Here is a 9,713-nt window from a genome sequence, read left to right as displayed (position 1 = left end):
ATCGTCAGGACCTCTGCGGAGGGCGTCAAGGTAGCTGAGCTGGACCATGAGCTTCGTAGTCTGATCAAGAAGTGGACCTCTACCGTCGACAGTCTCAATACCGCCGTCCCTCCCTCTAACTCCAGGAAGAAAGGACAGGGCAATGGCAGGAAGAACTCCTCGCCCTCCTCTGACGGTAAGCCCTGGCAAATGCTCCACGAGGAGACAAATCGTGTGATTAGTCTCCTCAGAGACACCTACGACTCCTCGCTGAAGGAGGTGTATGTCAATGATCAGAGCATGGTGCGGGAGGTTACAGACTACATCGATCTCATCGATCCCGGTAAGGGTGATATAGTGAGGTTTTACGATGGCCGTAATCCCATCTTTGATCACTTCGACATCACTCGTCAGGTCAAGCACCTCTTCGGTAAGATCGTTACCTACCGTCAGGGAGCCTACCTGTACATAGAGCAGACCGAGGCAATGCACGTCATAGATGTCAATAGTGGCAACCGCGCTCGAGGCTCCTCTCAGCAAGAGGACACCGCGGTGGATGTCAATCTCTCTGCCGCTGAGGAGATCGCTCGTCAGATGAGACTGAGAGACTTGGGAGGCATCATCGTCATCGACTTCATCGATATGTCAGAGGCTGCCAATAGGCAGAAGCTCTACGACCACATGATCCAGTGTATGGCCAATGACCGTGCCAAGCATACAGTCCTACCGCTCACGAAGTTTGGTCTCATGCAGATCACTCGTCAGAGGGTCCGTCAGGCGATGATCGTGGAGACGCAGGAGACCTGTCCTACCTGCTTAGGCACCGGTAAAGTACAGCCTACGCTCTTCTTTACCGACAAGCTTGAGCAGATGATCAAGCAACTGACTCAGGAGGAGGGCATCAGGACCTTCACGCTCCATGTCCATCCCTATGTCGCCGCCTTTATCCGCAATCGCCAGGGTAAGGGATTCTTGGGGCTTATGGGTACCAAGTCTCTCCTGTCCACCTGGAGGACTGCCTACGGTAAGGGCATCGAAGTGTTGCCTGACCAGTCCTTAGGGATGATCGACTATGAGGTGACTGACTCAGAGGGCAATGACCTGTCTCACTTCCTCGATGAGGATGTGAAGGGTCTGGATCCTGAGGACGCTGAAGCAACTGAGGATTGATAGGGTTGCGACCAGCCCCCCTTTACTCGCTCTCGATAAGAGAAGCAACTTAATGAAACAACAAGCCGGAGTACCCCCTCAAGACCGAGGAGTGTACTTCGGCTTTTTTATTGTTTCGTTGTCGTATGGTTGACTAAGCTCTCACCCGCAAGCAATCCACCAGGATCACGTGAGGATGCCGTCAGACTAATACCGGTATTAGTCGAATCTATTACCGGTATTAGTGTTGACTAATACCGGTAATAGTATTCACTAATATCGGTAATAGAAGCGACAGGAATATTCCTCCTGAGAGTCAGCATACTGAGTCGCATCGCCTTCTTCCCTTCGACTTCGGCGGCTATAGACGCGTTCGCCACCGTGAGGTAGAGTATAGAGGGAGATAATTAAGGAGAAAAATCGTAAATTTGGACACTTCGGTCCGGGGGAGTGTGGCGCTGAGTACTCAGTGAGCTCGCGTGAGAGGACCAAGGAGGAGTAAGAAGTCACTGAAACGTTAAGTATGAGTAGGAAAAAGCCTAAAAATCAAGTGCCGGAGCCTGTCCTCCGACGTCTGCCGTGGTATCTGGCGTACATTAAGCTGCTGCAAGCGCGTGGAAAGGAGGTGGTCTCCAGTACCTATATTGCTCGCAGTATCGGGATAGATCCGTCTCTTGTGGCCAAGGATCTATCGTATGTCAATATCGTGGGTAAGACACGGGTAGGTTACTCGACCGATGAGATGGTAGAGGTGCTGGGTAAGTTCCTCGGCTTTGTGGATCAGCATAAGGCTTATGTCTTTGGTTGTGGTAACCTGGGTGCTGCTCTGATACGAGATAAGGGACTCTATCAGTATGGTCTGGACATCGTGGCAGGCTTCGATACCAGTCCTGAGGTGATCGGAGATGACTCGCTTGGGGTGCCGATATATGATATGGCAGATCTTGATAAGCGTGCAGAGGATGATGTGCGAATAGGCGTGCTGACGGTGCCGGTAGAGTTTGCTCAGGAGGTGACAGATCAGCTGGTGGCGAGTGGCTTCAAGGCGATCTGGAACTTTACCCCCTTCCGGATAGCAGTGCCGGAGGATGTGGTGGTGGAGAACCTCTCTATGTATGCCAGTCTCGCAGTGATGTTCAATCGGGTAAGCTCGATGAGTCACGAGGAGTTATGAAGGTATTCTGTACTGACTTCCCCCTCCTTACGGGTCAGGATCTGCTGGAGCGCCCTCTGATGGAGAGTCTCTATCTCAGAGGGGATCATACATTGCTCAATAGTGGCAAGCGAGTCCTGATCACCTCCTGGATGAGGGGTCTCTCGTATATGCCTCAGCTCGTGGTGAGGGTAGATCGGGCCGGTAAGGGATTTGAGCCGCGCTTTGCAGGTCGATACTATCGCGAGGCGGCGATTGGACTGGCTCTGGCGGATAGACAGTTGCTGGATGAGCGTCTTCGGGGTGGGATGGATCCGGCACTGGCGTACTCCTTTGATGGCTCTCTAGCATTGGCTCACTTTCTTCCTCTTGAGGATCTTAGTGGTGCTTCATTGTCGATATTAGAGAGCGATGGGGCTATGCCACTGGATGAGCCTCTCGAGTCCCTCTCACTTCCCTCTCGAGAGAGGATCGACGAGGTGGTGTCGGGGGTGGCTCAGCTCTTTCTCCTCAAGACCGGCGACTGTCTCTGCTTCCCTCTCTGGAATTGCTATCGCGCTCTTGAGCGTGGGCGACACTTATTTGTCGCTGAGGGTGATCAGGAACTACTTAGTATAGGAATCGAATGAAAATAGATATGAAATGGTGGGCGCTCGCCCTGTTACTCTTCCTGCCGATTGCTTCTCTCTCCGCGCAGGAGGGCTTGGGCGATGAGTCTCAGGATAGAGTCTGGTCTCCAAGGGTGACAGGTGCGCCGTCGCTTCTGATCACTCCCGATGCCACCTCGGCCGGCTTGGGGGAGACGGGTCTGCTGGCCGCACAGGGTGCCTTTGCCCTAATGCATAATATGTCTCTCCTCCCACTATCAGACCAGACGTGGGGCGTGTCCCTCTCCTTTACCCCATGGATGCCGGACCTCTCGCGAGACACCAACCTCTCTACGCTCCTCGGTTACTACTCTATTGATGGGGCGTCAGGCCTGCGGCACTCGATCGCAGCGGGGGTGAGGTACTTCAGTGTCGGTCAGACGCTCGCTTTCCCTAAGAGTCAGCGGACCGTCCTGGAGACGAGACCCTATGAGCTCTCTGTCGATCTTGGGTATGGACTGAGGATACTGCCCTCACTGAGTATGGGGGTGGGACTCCGCTACTTTGTCTCGGACTATAATATTTCTCAGAGTGGTGTCTCCAGTCTTGCACAGACTGTGATGGGGGATCTGAGTCTCACATACCGCCAGCCGGTCTCTATCGAGAGCTTGGCGACTGAGTTCACTGCCGCTGTTGCTGTTCGTAACATCGGGGGGAAGACATCGCACGATGGAGGACTCTCCTACCTTTACTCACCTGCAGCACTAGACTTCGGTGTAGGGGTACGACTTCACCTGACCGAGTCGGACGAGCTCTCTCTCCTTATCTCAGGGGATAAGCTTATGGTTCCGCAGTATCCTACCACCGGACAGGGCGGGGGTAGTCTGGATGAGCAACGCAAGGCATACTACAAGCTCTCACTCTGGGAGGCGATCGGAGAGTCCTGGAGCGATCCCGATGCCTGGCGTGACCTCGGCTGCTCTGTGGGGCTTCAGTATGCTTACAAGGGTCGAGCATTCGGCAGGGTCGGGTACAGACATCAGAGCCCAGATGCCGGACCGGGAGCCGGACTCTCTCTTGGGGGAGGATTTCGCTATGAGATGGTGCAGCTGGATCTCGCCTACTTCGTGGCACAGGATAGTAAGTCCCCTCTTAATAATACGCTTCGAGTAACCCTTAGCACAGACTTCTGATGAGCGGAACTAACATACGAGTAGGCTACGGCTACGATGTCCACCGCTATGCGGAGGGGCGTAAGCTGATCCTGGGAGGCATAGAGATCCCTGCACCGCGGGGCCTTCTAGGTCACTCGGATGCTGATGTACTGCTGCATGCCATCGCTGATGCCCTCCTCGGAGCGGCTGCCATGCGAGATATCGGCTACCACTTCCCTGACACTGATCCGAGATATGCCGGAGCTGACTCTATGGTACTACTTCGGGAGGTCCTTTTGCTCCTCCGGGAGAGAGGCTATCTGGTGGGTAACATAGACGCAACTATCGTGGCTGAGGCGCCAAAGCTCAATCCGTTTATCCCAAGGATGCAGGAGCGGATCGCAGAGACGCTTGACCTCTCCACCGACGAGATCTCCATTAAGGCTACCACCAATGAGCGGATGGGCTTCGTGGGACGAGAGGAGGGGATGGCAGCTCACGCCGTTGCCCTCATTTATCGTGAGTCTGAGTGATGTGAAGAGCTAAAAAAGAGCTAATTTTGCGTCCGGAACTATCCTTAGCTAGCTAGTCAATGTATATCGGAGTACTTAAGTCCAAGATCCATCGAGTCCACGTGACCGAGGCAAACCTCAATTATGTGGGGAGTATCACCATCGATGAGGAGCTTATGGATGCCGCTCACCTGATCAAGGGAGAGAAGGTGCAGGTGGTCAATAACAACAATGGCGCTCGACTGGAGACATACGTAATCCCCGGTGAGAGAGGCAGCGGGACGATCTGTCTCAATGGGGCAGCTGCCAGACACTTTCTGCCTGGTGACATTGTCCTTATTATCTCTTATGCACAGATGACCCCCGAGGAGGCTCTCCACTTCGAGCCGACCGTTATCTTCCCTGATACAACTACTAATAAACTTGTCGACTAATCCTTATGACTAATAGATCTTATCATACACTAGAGAATCATCTCCAGACAGCGGTCTCGGATGCTCTGAAGACCCTCTTCGATATAGACCTTTCACCAGAGAAGGTTCGCCTTGATCCCACCCGGAAGGATCAGGACGGTGACTTCACCCTTGTCGTTTTCCCATTCCTCAAGCAGGCTCATATGAAGCCGGAGGAGCTGGGCAGTGCAGTGGGTGACTACCTGACGGCCCACTTTCCTCGGATGATACAGGGCTATAATGTGGTCAAGGGATTTCTCAATCTCTCTCTCACCTCTGCCCTCTATGTGGATCAGCTCGGTGATGTGACTGATCAGGAGCACTTCGGCACCCGGACTGCAGGTGAGGATGCTCCACTCTATATGATCGAGTACTCCTCACCTAATACCAATAAGCCGCTCCACCTTGGGCATGTGCGGAATAATCTCCTCGGGTATAGCCTTGCGCAGATACTCGAAGCAAACGGCTGTCGGGTGATCAAGACCAATATCGTCAACGACCGCGGTATCCACATCTGCAAGTCGATGCTGGCGTGGCTCAAGTGGGGTGATGGCGTTACACCGGAGAGCTCAGGCAAGAAGGGGGACCACCTGGTGGGGGACTTCTATGTCCTCTTCGATAAGCACTATCGTGCGGAGGTGAAAGAGCTGATGGACTCTCAAGGGCTCTCTAAGGAAGATGCTGAAGCAGTCAGTCCGCTGATGAAGGAAGCGCGCCAGATGCTCGAGAGGTGGGAGGCCGGTGATGAGCAGGTGCGCACGCTTTGGAAAAAGATGAATGACTGGGTCTATGCCGGATTTGACGAGACCTACAAGCGGCTGGGCGTCGACTTCGATAAGATATACTACGAGAGCAATACGTACCTCGAGGGTAAGCAGGAGGTGCGTCGCGGACTGGACGAGGGACGCTTTGTCCGGGACGAGGATGGATCCGTATGGGCTGATCTGCGAGAGGATGGTCTGGATCGCAAGATCCTGCTTCGATCCGATGGCACCTCGGTCTACATGACTCAGGATATCGGTACGGCAAAGATGCGCTTCAGCGACTATCCGATCGACCATATGGTCTACGTGGTGGGCAATGAGCAGGAGTACCACTTCCAGGTCCTCTCAATTCTGCTGGATAGGCTCGGCTTCCCCTTTGGCAAGGAGCTCGTCCACTTCTCCTACGGTATGGTGGAGCTACCCAACGGCAAGATGAAGAGTCGGGAGGGCACGGTCGTCGATGCCGATGATCTGATGCAGGCGATGCACGAGGAGGCGCACAATGTGAGCGAGACGCAGGGGCAGATCAAGGAGCTCCCCGAGGATGAGCGCAACGAGGTCGATGAGATCGTCGGCATGGGCGCTCTGAAGTACTTCCTTCTTAAGGTCGATCCGCGGAAGAATATGATGTTTGATCCGGAGGAGTCCATTGACTTCAATGGCAATACCGGTCCATTCATCCAGTATACCTATGCGCGCATCTGCAGTCTGGTCAGCAAGGCTGGTGATCGAGTCGACTGGAGAAGTGCCGCACTCGAGCTGGAGGAGAAGGAGAAGTCGCTCGTGCAGGCGATTGACCGCTTCCCGAGCGTAGTGTCAGCTGCTGCCGAGGATCTCAATCCCGCCGCGATCTGCAACTACACCTTTGACTTAGTAAAGCTCTACAATCAGTTCTATCACGACTGCCCTGTGCTTCGGGAGGAAAATGCGCAGCTTCGCTCCTTCCGTGTCAGCCTGAGCGAGGAGACCGGCAAGGTGATCAAGACCGCCATGGGGCTTCTCGGTATACGGGTACCCAAGAGGATGTAACTCTCCCAATAGTTCGACAAGGCTATGGCTCTATCTCACGAGGAAAAGAAGCAGCTGGAGGTCGACAAGAAGTACCTCCGGATGGCGCGCATATGGGCGGAAAACTCCTACTGCACGCGGCTCAATGTGGGGGCGCTCATCGTCAAGGACAAGATGATCATCTCCGACGGGTACAATGGCACTCCGTCCGGATTTGAGAACAAGTGTGAGGACGATGAGGGCAAGACTAAGGCCTATGTGCTCCATGCTGAGGCCAATGCCATCACTAAAGTAGCAGCCTCCAATAATAACAGCACCGGAGCGACTATCTACGTGACCAACTCCCCCTGTATGGAGTGTGCTAAGCTCATCATCCAGGCCGGGATACGAAGGGTGGTCTACGCCACGCAGTACCGCATCACTGAGGGCATCGACCTGCTTCGTCAGGCGGGCATCACGGTGGACCACATAGACATCGACTCCTCGGAAGATCTCTGATAGCACCTCTGAGCCATGACTAAAGAAACTGTCCGTAATGTACTCGCGACCCTCCTCGTGATCCTTGCGACACTCCTCCTGGCGGGGGGCGGGTACTACATCGGTCGTTACAGGGCAGGACTCGGGAAAAACTCCGCCCTGAGTAAGCTCCAGGCCTCTCTCGATCTGATCAATACTCAGTATGTGGACGAGGTGTCGAGTGACAGCTTGGTGGAGACGCTGATCCCGAGTCTCATGTCTCATCTCGATCCTCACTCAAGCTACCTGACGGCTGAGCAGAGGAAGAAGGAGCGAGAGGAGCTGGAGGGCTATTTCTACGGCATAGGTGTGGTCTTCAATTCCCTCAAGGACACAGCCATCGTGATCCGGACGATCCCCAACGGACCCTCTGATCTGGTCGGGGTGAGAGCGGGTGATCGCATCGTGAGTGTCGACGGCCGGTCCATAGAGGGTGAGATCCCGACGGATACCATCATGAGTCTCCTCAAGGGTGCCAATGAGAGCATGGTAACCCTTACCCTCCGAGACCCCTCCACCAATGACCTGCGGACGGTCAAGGTAAAGCGTGGTCCCGTCTCGACCAGCAAGGTCGGTGCGAAGTATATGCTGAGTGACTCACTGGGGGTGATCCGGCTGGACGGCTTCTCACTAAGCACGTACAACGACTTTATGCAAGCATTTGCTCAGTTGCAGCAGAGCGGTATGAAGGGTCTTGTGCTTGACCTGAGAGATAATCCCGGGGGGATCCTCGAGTCGGCTCTGAGGATGGTCAATGAGATGCTCCCCAAGGATAAGCCGGTCATCTACATCGAGGGTGCCCACTATCCGAGGGAGCAGTACCTCAGTAGCGGCGATGGCAGTCTGGTGGGCTTCCCCTTGTATATCTTGATCAACGAGTCCTCGGCATCGGCTGCGGAGATCGTCAGCGGGGCGATGCAGGATAACGATGCAGCTATCGTCATCGGTCGACGCTCCTTCGGCAAGGGGCTGGTACAGAAAGTCTTTGAGTACCCAGATGGCTCCTCAGTTCATCTCACCATTGCACGCTACTACACACCGTCAGGTCGCTGTATCCAGAGGGAGTACCACACTGGTGATAGTGATGAGTACTACAGTGACTGGGCTAAGCGATTTAGCAGCGGCGAGCTCTACAGCTCCGACTCGATCCCGACGGACTCCTCCAAGGTCTATAAGACCGGTCTGGGGCGACTCGTCTATGGCGGTGGCGGTATCATCCCGGATATCTTCATCCCGCAGGACAGCGCTAAGCTTACGGGCTACACCATGGACGTCTTGCGAAAGGGGATCCCGCAGAAGTATGCCTTCCTCTACGCAGATAGCCACCGAGCTTACCTGACCAATATCGGCGACGAACTCAAGTGCTATGACTTCCTAAGGCTACAGGGACTGCCGTGGCTGATGGGCAACTACGCCGCCCGGGAGTACAATATCCCTCTCAGGGGCTACCTCATCTCCCACGACGAGGACTACATCAGTGACCTGATGGCTCAGTCGGTCATCATGTACATCTACGGAGATGATGCCATGGCGAGGGTGGCGGCGCAGAGGGATCCGATGATCAGTCGTGCGGTAGACCTCTTCAGCCAGCAGATCTACTCCCCGATGAGACTCTCGTCGGAGGAGTAATCGTGGGTCTTTTCTATCCAAATTATGACACCAATGCTTAGCTCTCCGGTAACGAAGAAAGAGATTAGGTCCCTTGTCCGAGACCACTTTAGGGTACTCACTCCAGAAGAGCGTGACGAGCGATCGGCGAGAGCCTGCAAGTCGCTCTACGAGAGGTTTCTGAGAGATCGTCAGGGAGAGAGTGTGGGACTCTTTATGAGTATGAAAAATGAAGTCCAGACCTCAGCGCTCATCAGGACTCTCCGTGAGGAGGGCTCTCGGCGCCTGCTTGTCCCGAGGTGTGACGATGGCGAGACCATTCGATTTTACCCTATGGGCGATATCTCCGACTATGAACTGTCCGGCTACGGGATCCCTGAGCCGACCTGTCCGATAGAGGATGAGGAGGTGCCCGAGTTGCTTGTCGTACCCGGGGTGGCTTTCGGTCGCCTGGATGGGAGTAGAGTAGGGCATGGCGTGGGATACTACGACCGCTACCTCGCAAAGCACGCATCGGAGCTGAGGCTTATCGTGGGGCTGGGACTTGAGTTTCAGATATTCGACACCGTTCCTACAGACCCGCACGACTTCCCCCTGCAGGGGCTTGCCTGGGAGGATGAGGCGTTGCTTCTAGGACTTTCCCGGTGAGAGCACTCTGACTGGTATCGGTATTAGAGAAAACTATTACCGGTAAAAGGAAACACTAAACCCGGTAATAGTTTTGACTAATACCGGTAAAAGAAGGATCCGTGTGTAGCGGGGCATTTCAGCATAGATACCCTATCGTCCGGCAGCTCCGGACAAGGGTGCCTTTTTTCTTCCCAAATCCGC

The 9,713-nt window shown here is 54.5% G+C and carries 10 protein-coding genes; all 10 read left to right on the top strand.

Going from position 1 to position 9,713, the window contains the following annotated elements; all coding sequences use genetic code 11:
- Positions 1–1,149, top strand: a 1,149-nt coding sequence (locus tag Q0F21_RS00565) for a ribonuclease E/G (RefSeq protein ID WP_297236393.1), incomplete at its 5' end; no start/stop codon positions are given.
- Between the two features lie 502 nt (positions 1,150–1,651).
- Positions 1,652–2,302, top strand: a complete 651-nt coding sequence (locus Q0F21_RS00560) for a redox-sensing transcriptional repressor Rex (protein ID WP_297236392.1) — start codon at positions 1,652–1,654, stop codon at positions 2,300–2,302.
- Entirely contained in the window at positions 2,299–2,910 is a 612-nt protein-coding gene (locus Q0F21_RS00555) for a hypothetical protein (protein ID WP_297236391.1), read from the top strand. Before Q0F21_RS00560 ends, Q0F21_RS00555 begins: the two co-directional genes overlap by 4 nt.
- Positions 2,911–2,918: 8 nt before the next feature.
- The gene (locus tag Q0F21_RS00550) at positions 2,919–4,061 is read left to right on the top strand and encodes a PorV/PorQ family protein (RefSeq protein ID WP_297236390.1); all 1,143 of its coding nucleotides are present in this window, start codon (positions 2,919–2,921) and stop codon (positions 4,059–4,061) included.
- A complete protein-coding gene (gene ispF / locus Q0F21_RS00545) occupies positions 4,061–4,555 on the top strand; it encodes a 2-C-methyl-D-erythritol 2,4-cyclodiphosphate synthase (protein ID WP_297236389.1) in 495 nt (164 codons plus the stop codon). The genes Q0F21_RS00550 and ispF overlap by 1 nt, the downstream gene beginning before the upstream one ends.
- A 59-nt stretch (positions 4,556–4,614) precedes the next feature.
- Positions 4,615–4,968 (top strand): aspartate 1-decarboxylase, encoded by a 354-nt coding sequence (panD, locus tag Q0F21_RS00540; protein WP_297236388.1) that lies wholly within the window; start codon positions 4,615–4,617, stop codon positions 4,966–4,968.
- 5 nt (positions 4,969–4,973) lie between these two features.
- A complete protein-coding gene (gene argS, locus Q0F21_RS00535) occupies positions 4,974–6,779 on the top strand; it encodes an arginine--tRNA ligase (protein ID WP_297236387.1) in 1,806 nt (601 codons plus the stop codon).
- A gap of 24 nt (positions 6,780–6,803) precedes the next feature.
- A complete protein-coding gene (locus tag Q0F21_RS00530) occupies positions 6,804–7,256 on the top strand; it encodes a dCMP deaminase family protein (RefSeq protein WP_296158705.1) in 453 nt (150 codons plus the stop codon).
- Positions 7,257–7,271: 15 nt separating this feature from the next.
- Entirely contained in the window at positions 7,272–8,903 is a 1,632-nt protein-coding gene (locus tag Q0F21_RS00525; RefSeq protein ID WP_297236386.1) for a S41 family peptidase, read from the top strand.
- 24 nt (positions 8,904–8,927) lie between these two features.
- Positions 8,928–9,530 carry a 5-formyltetrahydrofolate cyclo-ligase gene (locus Q0F21_RS00520; protein ID WP_363282311.1) on the top strand — a complete coding sequence of 201 codons (603 nt, stop codon included), beginning with the start codon at positions 8,928–8,930 and terminating at the stop codon, positions 9,528–9,530.
- Positions 9,531–9,713 lie beyond the last annotated feature (183 nt).

Origin of the sequence: uncultured Porphyromonas sp., from assembly GCF_934359325.1 — a bacterium.
Classification (GTDB): domain Bacteria; phylum Bacteroidota; class Bacteroidia; order Bacteroidales; family Porphyromonadaceae; genus Porphyromonas_A.
The sequence above is the reverse complement of the archived record's forward strand: the minus strand, read 5'-3'. Positions and strand labels throughout refer to the sequence as shown.

What these genes read in the sequence shown, in the direction of transcription:
- Q0F21_RS00520 (WP_363282311.1), top strand. Translation starts at nt 8,928, where the DNA reads ATGACACCAATGCTTAGCTCTCCGGTAACGAAGAAAGAGATTAGGTCC.
- argS (WP_297236387.1), top strand. Translation starts at nt 4,974, where the DNA reads ATGACTAATAGATCTTATCATACACTAGAGAATCATCTCCAGACAGCG.
- Q0F21_RS00550 (WP_297236390.1), top strand. Translation starts at nt 2,919, where the DNA reads ATGAAATGGTGGGCGCTCGCCCTGTTACTCTTCCTGCCGATTGCTTCT.
- panD (WP_297236388.1), top strand. Translation starts at nt 4,615, where the DNA reads ATGTATATCGGAGTACTTAAGTCCAAGATCCATCGAGTCCACGTGACC.
- Q0F21_RS00555 (WP_297236391.1), top strand. Translation starts at nt 2,299, where the DNA reads ATGAAGGTATTCTGTACTGACTTCCCCCTCCTTACGGGTCAGGATCTG.
- ispF (WP_297236389.1), top strand. Translation starts at nt 4,061, where the DNA reads ATGAGCGGAACTAACATACGAGTAGGCTACGGCTACGATGTCCACCGC.
- Q0F21_RS00560 (WP_297236392.1), top strand. Translation starts at nt 1,652, where the DNA reads ATGAGTAGGAAAAAGCCTAAAAATCAAGTGCCGGAGCCTGTCCTCCGA.
- Q0F21_RS00525 (WP_297236386.1), top strand. Translation starts at nt 7,272, where the DNA reads ATGACTAAAGAAACTGTCCGTAATGTACTCGCGACCCTCCTCGTGATC.
- Q0F21_RS00530 (WP_296158705.1), top strand. Translation starts at nt 6,804, where the DNA reads ATGGCTCTATCTCACGAGGAAAAGAAGCAGCTGGAGGTCGACAAGAAG.